Raw genomic sequence first — 19,298 nt, 5'->3', positions numbered from 1 at the left:
AACAAACGCTCTCCTGCGTATCAGTGAAGAAGATCCGACATGTCGCATCGAAAAAGATCCGGAAGGCCATCAGATCATTCTCCATTGCATGGGTGACGTGCACCTCGACCATATTCTTACGAAGATGGAACGTAAATATGGAATTAAGGCCGTTCAGAGCGAAATGTACATTCCGTACAGAGAAACAATTCGCGGCACCGTAACGGCCGAAGGCAAACATAAAAAGCAGAGCGGCGGCCATGGTCAATTCGGTCATGTCTTCCTGGAAATCGAACCGCTTTTAACCGGCGAGCCGTTTGAATTCGTCGATGCCATTTTCGGCGGTGCCGTACCGCGTCAATATATCCCGGCCGTAGAAAAAGGAGTCCGTGAGACTCTGGAGAAAGGACTGCTCGCCGGCTATCCGATGATCAATGTAAAAGTTACCTTTAAAAGACGGCTCCTATCATCCTGTCGATTCTTCTGAAATGGCTTTCAAAACGGCAGCATCGCTTGCTTTAAAGAAGGGTGTCCCCGAAGCCAGACCGGTTATTCTCGAACCGATTTATAACGTAGATGTCGTTATTCCTGAAGAGTTCATGGGGGATGTCATGGGTGACTTCAGCGGTCGCCGCGGCCGTATCCTCGGTATGGAACATCATCGTAACCGTAGCGGTATCATAGTCGTAAAAGCACAGGTCCCCCTTGCCGAAATGACAGGATATGTAACGGTACTTCGTTCAATGACACAAGGCAAGGGTACATTCAATATGGACTTCTTCGCCTATGAGGAAGCGCCTCAGAAAGTAACCGAGACCATTATTGCTAAAAAAGCTGCTGAGAAAAGTGAATAAACTTATGTGCAGGGCCGCCCTCACGGGCGGTTCTTTTTTAGCGTGAATTTAAGAACCAGCCGCAACTGTACCGTTATCTTGCCCGGACAAAACATGCATATCGCCCATTGTTTAAATGCGGGTTTTTCCATCTTTCACTATTTTTTAATTGCTTCTTCTATTTTATATCTAATAGTCACTTCATATTTTCGCTGGAATCATATCATTCAAAGTATTCATATTCTTTTCTCATGTAGTATGTGAAATTCATAATTTATATTTTGTTTTATTCCTTAAAGCGTCTATAATGAACTTACATGTACAACGATTAATTTATTACACGCAATACCATTGAAAGGTCAGGTGATTTATAATGTCCCAGTGGACAGATTTGTACAAACAGAAACTGACGACTCCTGAAGAAGCTGTCAAACTCGTCAAGGATCACGATTGGGTGGATTACGGTATGGCTTCATCCCAACCGATTGTCCTGGATAAGGCCTTGGCGGCACGGAAAGATGAATTAAAAGATATCAAAGTACGTACGGCCTTCTCCTTGGCGCCGCGTCAGATCGTCGAAGCAGATCCGAATCGTGATATCTTTTACCATGATGAACTGGCACATGAGCGGCTACGACCGCAAACTCTGTTCCAAAGGATTGAATAACTTCATTCCCATGATGTATCGCAATAAACCGTCTATGTACCGTGATATTCTTGATGTTGATGTGGCCATGATTACAGTCAGTCCCATGAACAAACACGGGTTCTTCAGCTTCGGTACAACTGTATCGGCCTCGGAACAAATTACAAAAAAAGCGAAAAAGGTCATTGTTGAAGTCAATGAAGCGATGCCTCGTGCTCTCGGTGGTCGCGGTGAATGTATTCATATTTCCGACATTGACTCTGTCGTCGAAGCGGGTAATATTCCGATGACGATCATTCCCTTTGTTGAGGGGAATGATATTGACAAAAAAATTGCTTCTCTCATCCTGTCTGAAATCCCGAACGGAGCAACCTTACAACTCGGTGTCGGCGGACTTCCCAATGCGGTCGGTTCAATGATTGCGGCATCGGATTTAAAAGATTTATCCATGCATACGGAAATGCTCGTCGACGCGTTCTACATGATGTATAAAAACGGGCAATTGACTAACAAATACAAAGAACTCGACAGAGATAAGGGCGTTTGGTCCTTCGCTTGCGGCTCTCAAGAGTTATACGACTGGATCGACGATAATCCGGGACTGGCCGCCTACCCTGTATCTTATGTCAACGACCCCTGCATCATTGCTCAGCTCGACAACTTCATTTCCATCAATAACTGTATCGAAATCGATCTGTTCGGACAAGTGTCGTCCGAATCATCCGGCACGAAACACATCAGCGGCAGCGGCGGCCAGCTTGACTTTGCCGACGGGGCGTACCGTTCGCGCGGCGGTAAAAGTATCATTGCCTTCCGTTCAACCTTTACGGATAAAACCGGTAAGATCAACTCTCGCGTTCGGCCCACCTTGGCTCTCGGCACAATCGTCACAGATCCCCGTTCTCAAGTACACTATGTAGCGACGGAATACGGTATCGAAAACCTCATGGGCGCCTCTACATGGGAGCGAGCCGAAAAATTAATCGGCCTGGCACATCCCGATTTCCGCGAAGAACTCATTAACGAAGCAGAAAACATGAAGATCTGGCGTTACAGCAATAAACGATAAAACCACTACAAGGCTTCCCGGAGGGAGGCCTTTTTAGCCCTTGTATTTACAATCCGTATATGCTAGAATATAAAAGCTTGATTAGGTTAAACATCTTTCTTGCCCTTTGTCATGAAGGGCCATATGTCCAGAAGAGGAGGTGATTTCGTGAAAAAGTACGAAGTCATGTTTATCGCAAAGCCGCTTGAAGAAGCTGAAGTATCTCCGATCGTCGAGTTCATCAGCAATCTCCTTACAAAAAACGGCGCAACGATTGAAAAAGTTGATCTCTGGGGCAAACGCCACTTGGCATATCCCGTCAAAAAACAGAGTGACGGTTATTATGTCTTGATTAACTTCGAAATCGAACCGGATGCGATTTTTGAAATTGACCGTGTCATTAAAATCCGTGAAGAAATTTTAAAACACTTGATCGTTAAGATCGGCGAATAACCGGAGGCGCAAAGGATATGAATTCAGTACAATTAATGGGTAACTTAGCTCGTGACCCGGAAATCCGTTTTACAAAAACCGGTAAAGCCGTGGCAATGTTCACTGTAGCCTGCTCACGTACATATATTCCTGCGGGAAGCACGGAACAACGTGAATTAACTGATTTTATTCCTTGTGTCGCTTGGGGTAATTTGGCAGAAAGCGTTGGCAACAATTTGGCCAAAGGCAGGCGTGTATTTGTAGAAGGCCGTATTTCCGTACGTTCTTATGAAGGTGCGGATGGCCAGAAACGTTATCGCACGGAAGTCGTCGCCGATTTTGTAGCCCAACCCATGGGCTCCGATTCCCAACAGGGCATGAACGAACCTGTATCAAAACCGACTTCTACCGGTGCCGGTTTTGACGGCCTTGGCAGCGAATCGGACGAAGAAATCCCGTTTTAAAGTCAAATACATCCCTTCAAATCCAATAAAGGGAGGAATTATATAATGAGAAAAGAACGTTCAAGAAGGCCGAGAAGAAAAGTTTGCAATTTCTGCGTAGATCATATTGATGAAATCGACTATAAAGATACTGCAAAACTTCGTCGTTTTACAACTGAACGAGGTAAAATTTTACCCCGTCGTGTATCCGGCGTTTGCGCAAAACATCAACGTAAGTTGACAGTTGCCATTAAACGTGCACGTGCAATCGCGCTGTTGCCGTATACAGCTGAATAATATAAAAAGACTCTTTTACAAATGTTGGGGTGTGGGTACCCTGCAAGTCTTTCCCGGCACCGATCACGGTAGTGGTCGGTGCCATTCTTTTTACTTATAATTAGGATACGTACTCGAAAGCGTTCAAAATGTCGGAGTCCATAACTGAGTCGTTTTAACGCTTTACCTGTTGCACCCTTCTGTATAGCCGTTGGAAGTTCTTAAATTTGGGTAAATCGGGCTTTTAAACCAAGGCCGGTCATCTGCCGATATAGGCCCAAAATATGATCCTTTCCCTACGCCCTGAACGTTCTTTTCTAAAGTCCGCAATACGGACAAGTACGGGTTGTAACCGGAAGCTGCACTTCATAAATAAGCCCTTCATCGGTTTGGTAACATCCGGTAATATATTCCTCTTTTATATGAAAGAAAGATTCTATATAATTAATAGTAAGCATATGAGTTCGCATCCTTTCTTTAGGACTGGACATTTTATTGTAAAGATGCGAGTCTCATATGCTTTTGTTTTGCAAAAAAAAAAGAATGTTGAAGTCAGCATCTTTCGATGCCGACACCAACATTTATTATAGGACCTTTTATTCCTATGAAAGGCGGCCCCTCTTCAGACTTCACTTTTATAAAGCAAGAGAAAGAATAATTCCCGACGCCATTCCTATAAGGCCCGCTATAATCCCTAAAATACATAAAACCGTAAGGACTGCAAATGTCTTTTTATAGACCTGAATAGAAAACAGGCTGTAATCAACATCCTGACGGTTTATGACATTAGCCGCGGATGCAACCAGCTTGTCTCTTAAACTTGCTCCATCAGTAAGCGCCAGAATATAATCTCCCGCTTCCGCGTGAAAACAATATAACTCCGTCCTTGCAGTATCAAGTCCGTTTATAGTAGTCCTTGTTATCGATTGGCACAGAGGAATTACTTGCCTTGTATCTTGCTTAACGAGTTTAAATCCGAATTCTCCCAGAGGAGTCTTCTTAAACATTTTCCCGCTAAGCCATAATCCATATCGACCCTTTGCAGGATCTTAAAAGTCCCTTCTTCCTTGCTATAGGGCATTTCATAAATCATTTCGGCCTTGGCAAAGCGGACAAGGTATTTAATGCTCATAACAAAGAGAATGAACCCTATCGGAATGAATAAATAAAATAAGGACCTCATACTTTCACCTCAAATCAAGGCTTCAAGAGGGATTTCCGAAGCTCTGTACATGCCGCAACAGGCACTGAATATCGTTTTTTCGTATATGCAACATCCGTAATGAAGGCTCTCGCCGGGTATACATGTAATACGGCAGCACCGAAGGCATGTAATCGGCACATATGCTTCAATTTTTCTATTTGCTTCTCAGTATATCCTCCGCTTCCGTACAGATATACGCCAGTTGCCGAGACAGTTTTCGTAAACGGTGCGAAGAATGAACGTACAGGGCGCAGCATACTGCCAAAACGGCGCTTCCTGCAATATCGCTCATATAGTGTACTCCCGCAAAAACACGAGTCATTCCCTGCAAAAGGCCCCAACCTAAGAGCCGTTTTGCACCCCCTTGCCCGTTAAAGAGCAAGGATACGGCTGCCGTTACGGCATTTAAAGTATGGTTACTCGGAAAAGAAGCGTTATGACCATGAGAAATAAGCGCCCTCTTTCCTCGTGCAAAGGGTCTAGGTCTATGCCATATGCACCGAATAACGGCTGAAAGGGTGCAGGCCGTCAGTACGGAAAATATGGCCTCAATCAAGGCGGCACGCCGTTGCAGTCGATTTTTACGCGGCGCCGTAACCCAAGATATGATCCCGTATAAGGGATAAATCAGAAAGCCGAAGCGGGCCGTCCAAAGAAGAATACGTTCAACTGCCCCGACAAGGGCAGCCATTATATAGATGAAGCGTAAAATACGCGACATAACTTGCCCTCCCGTGTTTATTCTTCCATTTCTTTCACTAAAGCATCGACATGTATATCCGTTACATCCGCAACGGGTACGGGCGAGACCATGGTTTCAAAAAGAAGCGACAGTTCCGTGCAGCCCAAAATAACCGTGTCAATTTTCCGAGTGTCAATCATTTTTTCAATAAGCTCGGAAAAATAATTTTGTGCCGTTTCGGTTACAATCCCCACTTCCAATTCTCTTTCTATAAACTCATGTACCCTTAACTGTTCGTCCGAATCGGGAACGACCGCTTCAATACCCGCTTCTCTGCATGCCTTTTTGAAAAAATCCTCTCTCATCGTAAATAACGTCCCTAAAAGCAAAGGACGGTGAAAACCGCCTTGTGCTACAGCCCGTGCCGTTACGACCACACTGCTGACCAAGGGAATGGGAGAGCGATTGACCAATTCATTAAATACGATATGCGGCGTATTGCCGGTCAACGCCGCAACCTGCGCTCCTGCCGCCGCCAAATCGGCGATACCTTTTGATACGTACTCCGTAAGACCGGTGTAATCCTTTGCCTTACAATAAGCCAAAACCCGATAAACGTCGAGGCTTTCCATGACAAGAGGCGGAAAAAAGTCTTTATCCGCCTTATCGTGAATTGCGTAAACCAGTTTTTTATAATACAGCAGCGTAGACTCAGGCCCTATACCGCCGATTAAGCCTAATTTTTTCATTCTTTACTCCTTCAAAAACGCCAATTCAGGAACGGCCTCGGCCGATCTTTCCAAAATTCCGTTCATATAGGCTATTAAAATGCCGTAATTAATAATCGGGGTGTGTTGCATTCCCGCTTCCTTTGTTCTATATTTCATCTCCTTCTCGTTTAACATGCAGCCGCCGCAATGTATAACCAGAGTATACGGGCTCAAATCTTGCGGGAAAGTCGTACCGCTTGACGTTTCAATGTAAATATTTTTTTGCGTAAAAGCCTTGAGCCATCGCGGAATTTTTACCGTTCCGATATCCTCGCACTGCCGATGATGAGTACACCCTTCTGCAATAAGAACCGTATCTCCGTCAGCAAGCCGATTCACTGCCTGTAACCCTGTCGTAAGATACGGCAAAATCCCTTTATGTCGTGCCATTAAAACGGAAATATACGTCAGTTTGATATGTGGCGGAACAACGGAAGCGACTTCTTTGAATACTTGACTGTCCGTAACGACAAAAGCCGGCTCCTTGCCGAGGAGAGCCAATGTGTCGGCCAGTTTATGTTCGTCCGTAACGACGGCTATGGCTGACGTATCAAGAATGTCCCGTATCGTCTGTTGCTGCGGCAATATGAGCCGGCCCTTCGGTGCGGCCGTATCGACGGGCGCGACGAGTACAACTATATCGCCGCCATGAATCAGAGGAAATAATCGGTACCGCCCCGTCGCCGACTTTAATCAGTCGAGCCAAGTACTGTTTAAAAGTATCTACCCCCGTTCCTTCCGCAGCACTGACGTATATTTCATTATCTGTCTGACAGTCTGTCGATTCTATCAAGTCCGCCTTGTTTCTGACAATACAATAGGGTATTTTTCGCTCTTTTACAAGCGTAATTATATCCTTATCCGTTTCCGAAAGGGGTATCGTTCCGTCCGTAACGATAACGGCGATATCAACCTTACGCAATACTTCCCTTGTTTTTTCTATACGTAAAGCCCCCATTTGTCCCGCATCGTCCATACCGGGCGTATCAATGAGTACGACCGGTCCGAGCGGAAGCAGTTCCATGGACTTGTATACCGGATCGGTCGTCGTCCCCTTTACGTCGGACACGATCGCCGTGTATTGACCTGTGACGGCATTGACCAGACTGGACTTTCCCGCATTCCGATTGCCGAAAAATCCTATATGAATCCGTTCACCGCGCGGTGTCTCATTCATTCCCATGATATTATTCCTCTGCTTCATCTTGTAAAAGCCGTTGTGCCAACTCCCGATAAATACGGCTGATTTCCGAATCGGGCAGTCCTTCGATGACGGTCATGCCCTTATCCTCACATGTCTGGATATCCTTACTGCGCGGAATATCCGCCAAAATCGGCAGATTTCGTTCAACCGCAAAGGCCTTGACCCGTTCATATTCATCTTCCACATTGCGGCGATTGAGAATGATGCCTTTAACCGTGCCGTAGCCGCGGCTGCGAAAATTTGCTACGGCTTTACAAATATTGTCGGCCGCATACAAAGACATTTTTTCTCCCGACGTGACGATACAGATATCTTCGGCATAGCCGTCACGAATGGGCGCTGAAAAACCGCCGCAAACGACATCGCCCAAAACATCGTAAAGAACGACGTCCGGACTAAGAGTCTCGAACACCTCCAGTTCTTCAATGAGATCAAAGGTCGCAATAATACCTCTGCCTGCACACCGATGCACCGGTGTGGGACCGCCCGTTTCCACACAGAATACGTGTCCGAACCCGTACGTACCGATATGGTCAAAATCGGGGCTTTACGTATGTTCTCTGTAGTAATCCATAACCGGTATAAGCGGTTTTCCACCGAGAAGGTTCATCGTCGAATCCGCCTTAGGATCACAGCCGATCTGGATTACCCGTTTACCCGCCGCAGCCATAGCGGCAGCCAAGTTTGCCGTCGTCGTCGATTTGCCGATACCGCCTTTACCGTACATTGCCAATTTTTTCATCAGTCTCTCCGTTCATCCAGATGCGTCGTTGCCCATTCTTCCACAAAAGGGCCTATAAAGCAGGGAATATCCTTTCGATAATGCCGTCCCGAATAGGCTTCGTGAGGGAAGGAAATAAATTTATCCGTCTCGTCGGGTAAAAGCCGGCTGTATATAGGGTCGGCAATAACCTTTCGGGCAACACGACACTCTTCACGTATAGCCGCCTCTACACTGACCGTATCAATTTCACCAAGCAGGAGCCGCGGTGCATCGGCCAACGGGCAGATAAGCCGTATATTGTCGATATTTTTTTCATGGTGTAAATACTGCCGCAGCGACAACAGCCACACGGGCTCACCGATAAGCAATACATCGCACGGCTCAGCCGGCGCTTTACGGTCGTCCTTCCAGGCATTCAGGTCGGCTATGGAAAACTTGACTTTGCAAAACGTCTCGTTTCCTGTCAATCCTGTCAGATAAGATGTATTCCCGTAACGAAGCGCGGCAAGCCACGGTCCTACAGCGGCTGCGCCGACAGGTATGCCGGCAACATAGGGGATGCCGTATGTTTCTTTCATATACTGCGCCAAATAAAACCCTGTCGATGAAACGACAGCATTTACATCGGCATTGGCAGCCTGCGCAAGATTCATCAACGTATCTCCCATAGACCATGACGAATGCACGGTCATGCCCCCTGCTTCAATACAGTTCTTCAACTCCGTCGCGTTCCCGACAACGGAAAAATCCAAAGGTGTAAGACCGAGGATATTTACTCTCTCCGCCGGTACTTGCGGCTCCGACTCTGGCTCTTTCAAGAAAAGTTTCGCCAGCTCCAAATACGCTTCTCCCGCACCGGGAAGATAGCTGTGGATGCCGTCCGTCCGAAATCCGACAGTTCGAATTCCCGTACGCTCAAAAATCATCCGTTCAAGGGCCTTAAAATCCGTGCCGACAACATTGGGCATAGGACTGCCGCCGACCGCGATAAAAGCAGGCGTTGTTTCTGCGGCTACAACGGCAATTTCATCAACTAACCGCAGATCATTACCTTGAATCGTGTCAATTTCACAAAGGCCGGAAATATAAACCATCGACGGGGTATCATACCAGCGCGGTTCATCATGTGTACTGTAGGTGGAGTTGCAGCCCGACGCATCATGCATAACAACCAGTCCGCCCAACTCGTAGAGGGCCGAGGCTATGCCGAACATGTCGACGGCATACGTGGAGAGGACCTGTTGCGCCTGTTTCATGCCTGACACCCCCAAGCTTTAGTTTGAATAATGGCAGGAACATTCTTCTCCTCACGCACTGCTACCGCCATCATGTCAAGAATTTTTAACAGCCCCGTATACCCGTAAAGGCCGCTGTTCTCAATAAGATTAACAAAATGATTCGTGCCTGTAAAATAAGCGGCTTTCTGGCCTATCGCCAGAACCGTGCCGTATTTTTTTACGTCGTCTCTGCACAAAAGACGCCGCTTATAGTGCATTGTCGAACGCAACGAAAGCATGGGCCGGTATTTCTGCAGAAAATAAAAATCGTCTTTTTCAACAGCAGAAATCTCATCCAAAAAAACGGCATATACACGGAAACCGTGCATCAAGAGAAAACGTGCCAGGCTTAGCGGCCTGGGTGTAGCCGAACAGTCAATGGCAATAGGTATATTGCCGATATTTGCTTTAAGTTCGGCGGCTTTTCGTTCTATAGCCTCTTCATAGGCATCACAATCGGGCAACGTCAAATCGAATCGTTCTGCCGCAATTTTGAGATTGGCCCGTATTTCTTCACAAAAAAAAGAATAGGGGTAAATAGAGGCTTTCCTGATGCAGACGTTTTTCCATGTCTTCGGCGGCAGGCCGGGAGTTTTCCAAAAAGAAAATATTCGTTTTCCCCGCACCGAGATCTTTATACTCTTCATACGTTCTGCAATCGGCAAAGTCTCCTATTTCCCATCCGCTCGAACGCAACATGGTACAAAGTTCCGTATCCGGATCGACGGGATAATAGTTGACGATGAAGTTTATCTTCTTGCGCCCGGGTCGTGCCTGCACGGCCCGCATCAACTGCCGCCGCCCCAATATATCGGGAGAATAGCGGCGCTGTAAGGTCGGAATCATGTATCCGTCAATAAAATCTATATGAGGATATCGCTTGGAAAGAACCGCATAAACCAAATGAATGTCAATATGCATAAAATGCTGAATACAACTGGTAAATCCTTCCACGCACCTTGGCGGCGACGGCAGATTATCAATAATATAACTGATACCGTCGATCATCATTTCTTCCAAATTTCCCTTAATGATATTCTCATTCGTCACGGTTACCGTCGAAAAGCGTTCCGCCCCGCCCGGCACCTCATCGGCCGAAAGGACTACACCGTGCAGACAGCAGGCACAGCAGACATACACCTGATGGCTCTGCGGAATAAGATACGGCGAGTGCGCAATCGTCCAATGGCCGCGCGCCGGCGAGGCATATTGCAGGCCTATATGAAAAGGCCGGGGAAAGGTCGCAGCCGCAATATTAAGTTCCGCACCGTCAGGGCTCACTCTGGTAACAGGGACCTGAGCCGGACGTATTTCATTTTCATAAATCATGAGAAGACCTCGACGAACTTAACAAATGCGCGGTAAAAGTTCTCCGCTCGGCGGCGGCAACACAGTCTGTGTGCCGATTTCCGTTGTCATTGTCACAAACCCTTTGTCCGCCGCCGTCACTTCACCGATAACGGCGACATTTTGTGAGTACGGACCTTGGCGGAGTATTTTAATAATCCCGTCTGCGTCCGCTGCCGGCACGATAATGACAAGACGGCCTTCACAAGCCAGATAAAGAGGTTCCAGGCCGAGCATACCGCAAACACCCTGTACAGCCGGCGACACGGGAACGGCTTCCATATCAAGACGTATGCCGACACCGCTCTGTTCACAAATTTCATACAAGACCGTCCCCACTCCACCGCGCGTAGCATCGCGAATAACGTGAATATCATCGGTGACGTCATAGAGTAAATCTATCGTACGATTCAAAGGAGCGCAGTCACTGGTTATATCCGCATCAATACCGAACGTATCACGTGCCAGCAATATCGCACAGCCGTGACGGCCCACATCACCGCTGACGATAATCTTATCGCCGGGTTTTGCCAGCGTTCCCGACGTGTGCGCTTCATCACGGATTTCCCCGATACCCGTCGTCGTAATAAAAAGCTTATCGACCTGGCCTTTACCGGACACCTTCGTATCACCGGCAACAATATGTATTCCTGCTTCGGCGGCGGTTTCAGCCATAGAAGCAACATATCGTTCCAACTCGGCAAGAAGCATGCCTTCTTCAATAACGAAAGCGCAGGCAAGATACCGCGGTATGGCCCCCATACAAGCCAAATCGTTGACTGTACCGCAAATGCTGAGTTTACCGATATTACCGCCGGGGAATTCGGGCGGTGAGACGATAAAGCCGTCTGTAGAAAAAGCGAGGCGTTTATCCGACACCGGCAGGACTGCCGCATCATCTCCCGTAAAAAGCGGATTTATCAAATATTTTTTAAATATATTGTTAATGAGTTCTGCCGTTTTTTTACCGCCTGCACCATGTGCCATTGTAATCAGTCCATCCATTATTATATCCCTCCGTATCGATAAAAAGCGGCACATGTTCCTTCATTTGAAACCATACATGTTCCGACAGCATGCTCCGGTGTACATCCTTTGCCGAAAACAGCGCATTCCGTCGGCTTACACTTACCCTGCAATACATCCCCGCAGCGGCAGGCCGGATCTTCACGTCCTTCTAAAAAGGGAATATCATATTTGGTACGACTGTCGAAAGCGGCATAATCCGCACGCAGTTTCATTCCCGACAGAGGAATCATGCCGAGGCCGCGCCACTGCGTATCACAAGACTCCATAACGGCCGCTACGATCGCCCGTCCCTTCGGGCTCCCCTCCGGGCGCACCACGCGAGGGTAGCAGTTAGTAAAGAAAGGATTGCCTTTCGGCATTTGTTTAATAATATACACAAGTGCCGTAATCAGTTCTTTTGCCGTAAATCCCGCAACAACGCCGGAAATACCGCGCTGCGCCAATTTCCTGCAAAGAGACGTGCCGATAACGGCATGAACGTGACCGGGATACAAAAAGGCATCACAGCTCCTCCACATAGCTTCATAGGCATTAGGCATAGTCTTATTGGCCGTAAGAATGGAAAAATTGGTAAGCCCCGCCTTTTTAGCTTCTGTCACGGCAAGACAGGACGCAGGTGTCGTTGTCTCGAAACCGACGGACAGAAAAACAATGTCTTCATTCCGATGTACGGCAGCGTACTCATACGCGTCACGCGGAGCATAAACAATTTCCACACGGGCGCCTCGGCCGCGTGCCTCGGACAAAGTCATGGTTGTACCGGGCACACGCAGCAGATCGCCGAAGGTGCAAACGGTCACCTTTCTTTCCAATGCCAGCCAAAGAGCTTCGTCAATAAAAGAAACGGGCGTCACACAAACGGGACAACCGGGTCCCGATACGAGCTCAATGTTCGGCGGCAAGAGTTTACGAATACCGAGACGGAAAGTTTCATGTGTATGAGTACCGCAAACTTCCATAATCCGAATCGGCTTACCATTGTAAGAAGCAACAATATGCTTTGCTTCTTCATACGTCGCCATTATAAATCCTCCAGGAGGATATCCGTCTCATCCACATCATCAGCCGTAATCTTGGCAATGGCTACGCCTGCATGAACCATGACGTAATCACCCGGATCAAGTCCGTCAAGAAGTTCCGCAGAAACTTGCCGCTTTGCGCCGTACATCGACTAAAGCCATATTACCATTTATTTACACTACTCGCGCAGCCAGACCTACACACATAATTATTCTCCTTTATTTTTTAAAACCATTGCCGCAACTGCCTGTCCCAAAGCGATACCCCCGTCATTAGTCGGAACAAGATGATGGGTATATACATGAAAATGCGCTTCTTCCAAGCGGCATTTGCAAAGTCTCAGCAAGAGAAGATTCTGAAAAACGCCGCCGCTCAGGCAGACTTCCTCAAGTCCGGTTCGGCACCTCACCTCCTGCGCTCCCTTGCAGATAAGCTCGGCCAAGGCAAGATGGAACAGCCATGCACCTTCATCGGCAGACATACCGACAGCTTTCCGTTCCAGCAAAGAGCGAACCAGATCCGTCGTTGCCAACCGAAATATACCGGGTTCTTCCCGTAAGAACACGTCAAAAGGCAGATCCGTTTCCCCGTGCGCCTCTACCCAAGCTTCAGCGGCGAACTGTAGATTCATAGCCGCTTCACCTTCGAAGGTCTCACTGAGGCAAAAGCCCAGAAGCGCACTGACGCCGTCAAAAAGGCGTCCCGTACTCGTTGAAATGCCGCAGTTAACGCCGCTGTTGAGCATAAAAAACTGCGCCGCCGCATGTCGGTAATCGCACAGCTTATATATATCAACACCTTTTCTTAAAGCATCACGTCCGTACAATTCAAAAAGGAGAGACAGGGCCGTACGCCAGCCGTACCGAACGGCCGCATCGCCACCGGCATGAATAAACGGCATAATCGAGCCGTACCGTGTAAATGCTTGATAATCGGCAACCAGTATTTCACCGCCCCAAATTGTACCGTCCGTGCCGTACCCCGTTCCGTCCAAGGCAACACCGATAACGGGACCGGTACAGCTGTTTTCGGCCATGCATGAAAGAACATGAGCGTAATGATGCTGTACCGGTAATAACGGCAGATTTTGTTCGTGAGCCACAATCGTCGTATTATACTGCGGGTGAAGATCACATGCCCCTAGCCCGGGCATAATTTCCAAAAGATCTTCCATTCTGCCGATAGTCTGACGCAGTGCCGCAACAGTACGTACATCGCTCATATCACCGATATGCGGTGACAAGTAAAAAAGATTGTCTTTACCCAGGCAGAAAACATTTTTTAACTCTCCGCCGATACCGACAACCGTACCGTGAAAGTCTCCTTTTGCCATAATCGGCAAGGGCGCATAACCGCGGGAACGACGGACGGCATAAGGACAATCATCGGCAAGGGCCATGACAGAATCGTCGGCACGCAGAAGGATATCTCTGTTATGTGTCAAAATGAGATCACACATCTCCGCAAGTTCAGCCGCCGCCTCCTCATCGGTACGGCAAATAGGCGCACCGCTTTGATTGGCGCTAGTCATAACCAGGACATCACTCACCAGCGTATCGTCCGGGTAGGAAAAGAGCAATAATTGTAACGGGGCGTAAGGAAGCATAATACCCACATACGGATTGCCGGGTGCCACTGTAATTGCCGCTTCGGCATCCGGCCGCCTGCGCAGGAGAACGATAGGCCTTTCATAATCTGTCAGCAGAGACCTGGCTCCGTTCGTAACAACGCATTCCCGTTCGGCTGTTGCCAAATCTTTTACCATTACGGCAAAAGGCTTTACCGGCCTGTGTTTTAACCGACGCAGCCGCGTTACAACCTCTTCCCGTGTGCCGTCGCAGCAAAGATGAAATCCGCCGAGGCCTTTGACGGCAATAATTTTTCCGTCTGCAATCGCTCTGCGCGCCTCTTTTACAGCATCTGCACCATGTATATCCGTACCCATAACGGTTACATCCGGCCCGCACTCATTACAACAAACAGGTTGGGCATCATAGCGCCGCGAAGCGGGGTTTTCATATTCATCGGCACAGTCCGGACACATGGGAAATTCACCCATGCTCGTTCGCTCCCTGTCATACGGCATGGACCGCAGAATCGTGAGCCTCGGCCCGCAGGCGGTACAATTAATAAATGGATGTAAATACCGGCGATTTCCCGGCTCAAAAAGTTCGGTCGCACAAGTGTCACAGATACCGATATCGGGAGATACGAAAACACGGCCCTCTTCACGAGCGCTTTCAACAATAGAAAACCCCGCCGTGTCTATATCGTCCGTCTCAATACTTGTCAGACCGATAATATGTGAACGGGGCGGCGCCTTTTTAGTGATATTTTCTTGAAAAGCCTCAATATGTGCGGCTTCACCGCCGGCAACTATCTCGACATACGAACCGCGGTTGCAGACATGTCCCGCAATACCGTGTTCTCTTGCAAGACGGCTGATGAACGGCCTGAAACCGACACCTTGAACGATCCCGAAAACACAAATCCGCTTAGTCATTACCCGTCCGTCGTTCCGGAAACGGCAAAATGCGGAAAATCTACATATGTCCCCGAAAAATTGCGTACAGCACGCCGAAAAAGTGCATCCGCAAAAATAATATCATACCCGCCGTTTTCCACCATATCTATAAAATCGTCTTCTTCTTTCAACTGCACATCACCGTCACGACACAACTCTTCCGGGGCCTTGAACCACGTAGCCGTACACACTGTCGCGCCGTGCCGTTCCAAACGTTCCCGCAGAGCGTTCGCCGCTACTTGCTGGTGGACGATAAGTACCCGTTTATCCTGCCAGTTGTCACAAACGCTCTCTTCATTATGCCCTACAGGATAGGTCGCTTCATAAGGCGTCCCGAATTTCTTCTGCAAATATTTGGCAGCTTTCAACCCTGCCGGTGAGAGGACGAGATTTTTTTCAGCTTCTCCTGCAACACGAATCGGTTCAATACCGCCTTCACCGTATACGCGCACATCCATGTAACCGTTGCGCTGCAGACACTCTTTCACCGCCTCTATATCGGCAGGGTGAATACTGTCGAGAGGCGTCAGGCCGAGGATGCCGATGACGCCTTTTCGGCATATATATTCATCTTGCGTAAACGTCTTAAAAAGCTCTTTATACGCTTTTTCTTCACCGTCGTCATAGTAACCCATTCCCGTTGACTCAATGACGATAACGGGTTTATGAATGCGTTTTTCCGCTAAACGCCGTAAGCCGTGATAATCTGTAGCAATAACGGCCGGTACAGGTGTGCCGATAATGGCTGCAAAATCGGCTTCCACATCGGCGACAGCAAGTGCCAACTTGTCAACAAGCCGGTCATCACGCCCGAGAATGGCATCCATATCACGCAACCCGGCGCTGAAAACAGCACTTTTCTGTTTAAACCAGCGAGGTTCGTCGAAACCGCAAATATTACCGGCACAACCGCCCGCATCACAGACCAACACGATACCGCCGAGCCCGTACAAAACAGCGCTGGCCCCTGACTGATCCGGAGAAAACGGAGAGAGATATTTCCACAGGCCTTTCATTATATACCTCCTTCCAATGCCCGTTCCATGCAGGCAAAGAGAGCCGTCACACCGGCATAACCGAAAGGCTGAACTTCTTGCGTCCAAAAAACGTGTGCTGCCCGGGGATGATAGTAAGCCGCATCTTTACCGACAGTCAGCCCGACATCCCCGTCATCCTTATAATAAAGCATTGTCGGCGAAAGATTGGAATAGACTTTTATATACGGCGCAACGACAGTAAGCTGCCTGAGATACACGAAAGACTCGGCTGTAACAGTACCGTATATTTTCTCCACATGCAGCCCGTATTTACTGAGAGCCAGAGCCAACTCGAAAGGATCTGCGTTGGCCATTTCACCGATGGCCAGAGAAATATGTCCGTCCTTCTTGAGAAATGCTTCGACAGCCTCTTCCGCTTCTCTTCTAAAGGAAGTATCATCCAGGGTTGTACCGATTATCTTCGCAAAAATCATATATTGTTTATGAATTTTATCAATTTGATAAAGTCGAGTAAGTTCAATGCCGGGTATGCCCAGATGCTCTTCCATATATTGCGCTGCCAGCCGTGACTCCGGATGGAGGACAAGGTTGAAATTGGCTTCACTCATCTTTTTGTACGCACAGAAATCGACACAGCGGGAAAGCTCACGGACAGTTTTTACACCGGCCTGTTGCAAGAGCGCATAAATCTCGCAATTATCCAAAAGAGGTGAAAAATAACCCAATATATTGACGGCATCACCTCGGCGCTTCGTCTTTTCCAGAAGCGAATACACGGCCCGGCGGACAGCGACCATCGGCGGTTTCCGCCCTTCCCGCGTCAACGCATACATATAACACGGGACAACAGGCAAGCCGACCTTTTTCGTCGCCCTGCGACAGACCTGTTCCATATCCGTACCCAACAGGGCATCGGCACAAGTCACACAGACCATGACGGCAGACGGTTTTACAGTAAGGGTCTCACAAATTTCTTCAATGGCTCGGGGAATAAATTTCAAATGACGCCCCGTTACGATATCCGTTTCATCCATCGTATAGAAAAAAAACCGATCGCTATAACCGCTCATCTCCCCGAGAACAGTCGTATTCCGGCCGCAACAACCGGGCCCGATAAGCAGCATGACAGAACCGGGTACGGCAAGTCCCGCGCGTTTGACACCGAATCCTTCAGCGCCGGGAGAATTAAATGCCAATGATGCGGGAGAATTGTAGATAACGTGTTCCGACGAAATGAATTCTGCCGGTATATCCTTCGGGCCGCGCTTTACCAGGTCGGCAACGGTCTGAAAATAAGCTTCCTTTTTCATTGCATTGCCTCTTCGCCGGAAAGGCGGCGTGCTACGGACAGGAAATTTTGACTGATGGAAAGCTCAGGATCTCCTTCAATAACGGTTTTCCCCATCTCTTCATAACGCGTAATATCGTCATTGCGAGGAATATCGCCGACTATTTCCAAGCCTCGTGCCGACGCAAAGGCGCGCACCTTTTCTTCTTCATCAAGAATATTCCGCCGATTAAAAATAAGACCTCTCATGCGGGCATAGCTGCGATCTTCAAAATTTCGGACAGCCGTAACGATATTGTTCGCTGCATAGAGAGCCATTTTCTCTCCCGACGTAACGATAATAACTTCTTCGGCGTAGCCTTCGCGGATAGGCACTGCAAAACCGCCGCAGACAACGTCGCCGAGAACATCGTAAAGAACGATATCCGGCTTGAACTGCTCGAAAAGCCCCATGTCTTCAAGAAGGGCGAAAGTTGATACAATACCGCGGCCGGCACATCCCAGTCCGGGTGTAGGGCCCCCGGTTTCAATGCAGAGTACGCCGCCGTAACCGATTCGGGAAATCTCCTCTATCGTCTCCGGCGCTTCATCGACATCACGCATATAGTTCATGATCGGCCGGACCGGACATCCACCGAGAAGATTAAACGTAGAGTCGGCCTTCGGATCGCAGCCAATTTGAACAACCCGCTTTCCCAAATAAGAGAAAGCCGCCGCCAAATTGGATGTGACTGTCGATTTACCGATACCGCCTTTACCGTAAATTGCAATTTTTAACATGAACTGCTCCTTATTCGGGAACTTTCGCATAAATTGTTTTTGAACTGACATGGTCAATCATGCCGAGTTTGCCAGAAATAGCGCTGATGACGGCTTGAGGCGCATCGACAGTAATACTGATAATAGAAATATCCCGCTCTTTATAAGGTATACCCAGACGTCCGATAATGTACCGCCGATACTCATGAAAAATATCATTTATCCGTTCTACGGCAGCAGCATCACCGACAATGACTCCGATAAGCGCGACTCTCGTTTTTTCCATACTGTCTCTCCTGATAAAAAAATCCCTGCCGGGCGCAGGGATACAACGTTCGTATAGCAGCGCCTTGTTACGCGGCAATGCCGCCGTAAGTCAGTACGTCCAAATATATTCCGGAAGGTTCCGTGTCAGCATAAACTTCTACTTCACCGTTTACATAATCAGTATATCACTCGCCGCAAGCGCTGACAATTTACAGAGTCATACTTTTTTCCCCACCTTTTCCGTGATATTATGAAAGCATAAAATTAACTCCTGCGGAGATGATACAATGATCTGTAAAACTTGCGGTACAATGCTGCGCGACGGAGTCCGTATGTGTCCTGTCTGCGGTACACAGCAAATCCTGCCGCCGCCTAAACCGCCGCAAACACAACCGGCAAAGCTGGTTCTTACCAGGCAGCGGATAGTAAGTCTGCTCATTGCCCTTTTCTTTATAGCCGTCGCTGTTTGGCGCATAATTATGAAATAAAAAAGGCTACACGTTTTTTCGTGTAGCCTTTTTCTATAAAATTTATTATTTACCTTGGAA

Annotated in this window: 23 protein-coding genes and 2 pseudogenes; 8 read left to right on the top strand and 17 right to left on the bottom strand. The window is 48.1% G+C overall.

The annotated features are described in order from the left end of the window. The 7 genes and pseudogenes from fusA to rpsR all read left to right on the top strand — a co-directional run. Positions 1 to 466: pseudogene (gene fusA, locus HMPREF0080_RS11735) on the top strand (elongation factor G); the annotation flags it as partial. Between the two features lies 1 nt (position 467). Then, positions 468 to 833, top strand: coding sequence for an elongation factor G (locus HMPREF0080_RS11730; RefSeq protein WP_006790624.1), 366 nt, complete (start codon positions 468 to 470; stop codon positions 831 to 833). Positions 834 to 1,185: 352 nt separating this feature from the next. Further along, positions 1,186 to 1,479 (top strand): hypothetical protein, encoded by a 294-nt coding sequence (locus HMPREF0080_RS11545; RefSeq protein WP_006790623.1) that lies wholly within the window; start codon positions 1,186 to 1,188, stop codon positions 1,477 to 1,479. Next, positions 1,436 to 2,527, top strand: a complete 1,092-nt coding sequence (locus tag HMPREF0080_RS11355) for an acetyl-CoA hydrolase/transferase family protein (protein ID WP_342610086.1) — start codon at positions 1,436 to 1,438, stop codon at positions 2,525 to 2,527. The genes HMPREF0080_RS11545 and HMPREF0080_RS11355 overlap by 44 nt, the downstream gene beginning before the upstream one ends. Before the next feature lie 147 nt (positions 2,528 to 2,674). Continuing rightward, positions 2,675 to 2,959, top strand: coding sequence for a 30S ribosomal protein S6 (rpsF, locus tag HMPREF0080_RS06720; protein ID WP_040347446.1), 285 nt, complete (start codon positions 2,675 to 2,677; stop codon positions 2,957 to 2,959). Between the two features lie 17 nt (positions 2,960 to 2,976). Continuing rightward, positions 2,977 to 3,402, top strand: a complete 426-nt coding sequence (locus HMPREF0080_RS06715; RefSeq protein ID WP_040347444.1) for a single-stranded DNA-binding protein — start codon at positions 2,977 to 2,979, stop codon at positions 3,400 to 3,402. Positions 3,403 to 3,447: 45 nt separating this feature from the next. Further along, positions 3,448 to 3,678, top strand: coding sequence for a 30S ribosomal protein S18 (gene rpsR, locus HMPREF0080_RS06710; protein WP_006790619.1), 231 nt, complete (start codon positions 3,448 to 3,450; stop codon positions 3,676 to 3,678). A gap of 614 nt (positions 3,679 to 4,292) precedes the next feature. Here rpsR and HMPREF0080_RS09955 read toward each other — a convergent pair. The 17 genes and pseudogenes from HMPREF0080_RS09955 to HMPREF0080_RS06635 all read right to left on the bottom strand — a co-directional run bounded on the left by HMPREF0080_RS09955 (position 4,293) and on the right by HMPREF0080_RS06635 (position 18,769). Beyond that, the gene (locus HMPREF0080_RS09955; RefSeq protein WP_006790617.1) at positions 4,293 to 4,664 is read right to left on the bottom strand and encodes a hypothetical protein; all 372 of its coding nucleotides are present in this window, start codon (positions 4,662 to 4,664) and stop codon (positions 4,293 to 4,295) included. 351 nt (positions 4,665 to 5,015) lie between these two features. Continuing rightward, the gene (locus tag HMPREF0080_RS06700) at positions 5,016 to 5,582 is read right to left on the bottom strand and encodes a phosphatase PAP2 family protein (RefSeq protein WP_156795310.1); all 567 of its coding nucleotides are present in this window, start codon (positions 5,580 to 5,582) and stop codon (positions 5,016 to 5,018) included. Between the two features lie 17 nt (positions 5,583 to 5,599). Beyond that, entirely contained in the window at positions 5,600 to 6,292 is a 693-nt protein-coding gene (locus HMPREF0080_RS06695) for an aspartate/glutamate racemase family protein (RefSeq protein ID WP_006790613.1), read from the bottom strand. Positions 6,293 to 6,295: 3 nt separating this feature from the next. Further along, positions 6,296 to 6,952, bottom strand: coding sequence for a hypothetical protein (locus HMPREF0080_RS11725; protein WP_425358118.1), 657 nt, complete (start codon positions 6,950 to 6,952; stop codon positions 6,296 to 6,298). Next, the gene (locus HMPREF0080_RS11720) at positions 6,864 to 7,496 is read right to left on the bottom strand and encodes a GTPase (protein ID WP_425358117.1); all 633 of its coding nucleotides are present in this window, start codon (positions 7,494 to 7,496) and stop codon (positions 6,864 to 6,866) included. Before HMPREF0080_RS11720 ends, HMPREF0080_RS11725 begins: the two co-directional genes overlap by 89 nt. A 4-nt stretch (positions 7,497 to 7,500) precedes the next feature. Further along, a pseudogene (locus tag HMPREF0080_RS06685) lies at positions 7,501 to 8,259 on the bottom strand (nucleotide-binding protein). Beyond that, a complete protein-coding gene (locus tag HMPREF0080_RS06680; protein ID WP_006790608.1) occupies positions 8,259 to 9,497 on the bottom strand; it encodes a nitrogenase component 1 in 1,239 nt (412 codons plus the stop codon). Before HMPREF0080_RS06680 ends, HMPREF0080_RS06685 begins: the two are co-directional and overlap by 1 nt. After that, positions 9,494 to 9,988 carry a hypothetical protein gene (locus HMPREF0080_RS10905; protein ID WP_245527252.1) on the bottom strand — a complete coding sequence of 165 codons (495 nt, stop codon included), beginning with the start codon at positions 9,986 to 9,988 and terminating at the stop codon, positions 9,494 to 9,496. The genes HMPREF0080_RS06680 and HMPREF0080_RS10905 overlap by 4 nt, the downstream gene beginning before the upstream one ends. Positions 9,989 to 10,031: 43 nt before the next feature. Next, a complete protein-coding gene (locus HMPREF0080_RS10900; protein ID WP_006790606.1) occupies positions 10,032 to 10,847 on the bottom strand; it encodes a hypothetical protein in 816 nt (271 codons plus the stop codon). 18 nt (positions 10,848 to 10,865) lie between these two features. Beyond that, the gene (hypE, locus tag HMPREF0080_RS06670; RefSeq protein WP_006790605.1) at positions 10,866 to 11,870 is read right to left on the bottom strand and encodes a hydrogenase expression/formation protein HypE; all 1,005 of its coding nucleotides are present in this window, start codon (positions 11,868 to 11,870) and stop codon (positions 10,866 to 10,868) included. 2 nt (positions 11,871 to 11,872) lie between these two features. After that, positions 11,873 to 12,916, bottom strand: a complete 1,044-nt coding sequence (gene hypD, locus HMPREF0080_RS06665) for a hydrogenase formation protein HypD (RefSeq protein ID WP_006790604.1) — start codon at positions 12,914 to 12,916, stop codon at positions 11,873 to 11,875. Continuing rightward, positions 12,916 to 13,062: a HypC/HybG/HupF family hydrogenase formation chaperone gene (locus HMPREF0080_RS06660; protein ID WP_006790603.1), complete on the bottom strand. Its 147-nt coding sequence runs from the start codon at positions 13,060 to 13,062 to the stop codon at positions 12,916 to 12,918. The genes hypD and HMPREF0080_RS06660 overlap by 1 nt, the downstream gene beginning before the upstream one ends. A gap of 60 nt (positions 13,063 to 13,122) precedes the next feature. After that, a complete protein-coding gene (gene hypF / locus HMPREF0080_RS06655; RefSeq protein WP_006790602.1) occupies positions 13,123 to 15,417 on the bottom strand; it encodes a carbamoyltransferase HypF in 2,295 nt (764 codons plus the stop codon). Next, positions 15,417 to 16,454 carry a nitrogenase component 1 gene (locus HMPREF0080_RS06650; RefSeq protein WP_006790601.1) on the bottom strand — a complete coding sequence of 346 codons (1,038 nt, stop codon included), beginning with the start codon at positions 16,452 to 16,454 and terminating at the stop codon, positions 15,417 to 15,419. Before HMPREF0080_RS06650 ends, hypF begins: the two co-directional genes overlap by 1 nt. Next, on the bottom strand, positions 16,454 to 17,746 hold the full coding sequence (locus tag HMPREF0080_RS06645) for a nitrogenase component 1 (protein ID WP_006790600.1): 1,293 nt from the start codon (positions 17,744 to 17,746) through the stop codon (positions 16,454 to 16,456). Before HMPREF0080_RS06645 ends, HMPREF0080_RS06650 begins: the two co-directional genes overlap by 1 nt. After that, positions 17,743 to 18,504, bottom strand: a complete 762-nt coding sequence (locus tag HMPREF0080_RS06640; RefSeq protein ID WP_040347443.1) for a nucleotide-binding protein — start codon at positions 18,502 to 18,504, stop codon at positions 17,743 to 17,745. Before HMPREF0080_RS06640 ends, HMPREF0080_RS06645 begins: the two co-directional genes overlap by 4 nt. Before the next feature lie 10 nt (positions 18,505 to 18,514). Continuing rightward, a complete protein-coding gene (locus tag HMPREF0080_RS06635) occupies positions 18,515 to 18,769 on the bottom strand; it encodes a TM1266 family iron-only hydrogenase system putative regulator (protein WP_006790598.1) in 255 nt (84 codons plus the stop codon). A 268-nt stretch (positions 18,770 to 19,037) separates the two neighbouring features. Here HMPREF0080_RS06635 and HMPREF0080_RS06630 point away from each other — a divergent pair, with 268 nt between their 5' ends. Next, positions 19,038 to 19,238 carry a zinc-ribbon domain-containing protein gene (locus tag HMPREF0080_RS06630; RefSeq protein WP_006790597.1) on the top strand — a complete coding sequence of 67 codons (201 nt, stop codon included), beginning with the start codon at positions 19,038 to 19,040 and terminating at the stop codon, positions 19,236 to 19,238. Positions 19,239 to 19,298: the final 60 nt, after the last annotated feature.

The sequence above is a fragment of the Megasphaera geminata F0357 genome (assembly GCF_000239275.1).
GTDB lineage: Bacteria > Bacillota > Negativicutes > Veillonellales > Megasphaeraceae > Megasphaera > Megasphaera geminata.
The sequence above is the reverse complement of the archived record's forward strand: the minus strand, read 5'-3'. Positions and strand labels throughout refer to the sequence as shown.

What these genes read in the sequence shown, in the direction of transcription:
- HMPREF0080_RS06640 (WP_040347443.1), bottom strand. Translation starts at nt 18,504, where the DNA reads ATGTTAAAAATTGCAATTTACGGTAAAGGCGGTATCGGTAAATCGACA.
- HMPREF0080_RS11355 (WP_342610086.1), top strand. Translation starts at nt 1,436, where the DNA reads ATGAGCGGCTACGACCGCAAACTCTGTTCCAAAGGATTGAATAACTTC.
- HMPREF0080_RS11545 (WP_006790623.1), top strand. Translation starts at nt 1,186, where the DNA reads ATGTCCCAGTGGACAGATTTGTACAAACAGAAACTGACGACTCCTGAA.
- HMPREF0080_RS06715 (WP_040347444.1), top strand. Translation starts at nt 2,977, where the DNA reads ATGAATTCAGTACAATTAATGGGTAACTTAGCTCGTGACCCGGAAATC.
- HMPREF0080_RS06650 (WP_006790601.1), bottom strand. Translation starts at nt 16,454, where the DNA reads ATGAAAGGCCTGTGGAAATATCTCTCTCCGTTTTCTCCGGATCAGTCA.
- HMPREF0080_RS09955 (WP_006790617.1), bottom strand. Translation starts at nt 4,664, where the DNA reads ATGTTTAAGAAGACTCCTCTGGGAGAATTCGGATTTAAACTCGTTAAG.
- HMPREF0080_RS06635 (WP_006790598.1), bottom strand. Translation starts at nt 18,769, where the DNA reads ATGGAAAAAACGAGAGTCGCGCTTATCGGAGTCATTGTCGGTGATGCT.
- HMPREF0080_RS06700 (WP_156795310.1), bottom strand. Translation starts at nt 5,582, where the DNA reads ATGTCGCGTATTTTACGCTTCATCTATATAATGGCTGCCCTTGTCGGG.
- HMPREF0080_RS06630 (WP_006790597.1), top strand. Translation starts at nt 19,038, where the DNA reads ATGATCTGTAAAACTTGCGGTACAATGCTGCGCGACGGAGTCCGTATG.
- hypE (WP_006790605.1), bottom strand. Translation starts at nt 11,870, where the DNA reads ATGGATGGACTGATTACAATGGCACATGGTGCAGGCGGTAAAAAAACG.
- hypF (WP_006790602.1), bottom strand. Translation starts at nt 15,417, where the DNA reads ATGACTAAGCGGATTTGTGTTTTCGGGATCGTTCAAGGTGTCGGTTTC.
- HMPREF0080_RS06695 (WP_006790613.1), bottom strand. Translation starts at nt 6,292, where the DNA reads ATGAAAAAATTAGGCTTAATCGGCGGTATAGGGCCTGAGTCTACGCTG.
- HMPREF0080_RS06645 (WP_006790600.1), bottom strand. Translation starts at nt 17,746, where the DNA reads ATGAAAAAGGAAGCTTATTTTCAGACCGTTGCCGACCTGGTAAAGCGC.
- HMPREF0080_RS11720 (WP_425358117.1), bottom strand. Translation starts at nt 7,496, where the DNA reads ATGGGAATGAATGAGACACCGCGCGGTGAACGGATTCATATAGGATTT.
- HMPREF0080_RS06660 (WP_006790603.1), bottom strand. Translation starts at nt 13,062, where the DNA reads ATGTACGGCGCAAAGCGGCAAGTTTCTGCGGAACTTCTTGACGGACTT.
- HMPREF0080_RS10900 (WP_006790606.1), bottom strand. Translation starts at nt 10,847, where the DNA reads ATGATTTATGAAAATGAAATACGTCCGGCTCAGGTCCCTGTTACCAGA.
- HMPREF0080_RS11730 (WP_006790624.1), top strand. Translation starts at nt 468, where the DNA reads ATGGCTTTCAAAACGGCAGCATCGCTTGCTTTAAAGAAGGGTGTCCCC.
- HMPREF0080_RS06680 (WP_006790608.1), bottom strand. Translation starts at nt 9,497, where the DNA reads ATGAAACAGGCGCAACAGGTCCTCTCCACGTATGCCGTCGACATGTTC.
- hypD (WP_006790604.1), bottom strand. Translation starts at nt 12,916, where the DNA reads ATGGCGACGTATGAAGAAGCAAAGCATATTGTTGCTTCTTACAATGGT.
- rpsR (WP_006790619.1), top strand. Translation starts at nt 3,448, where the DNA reads ATGAGAAAAGAACGTTCAAGAAGGCCGAGAAGAAAAGTTTGCAATTTC.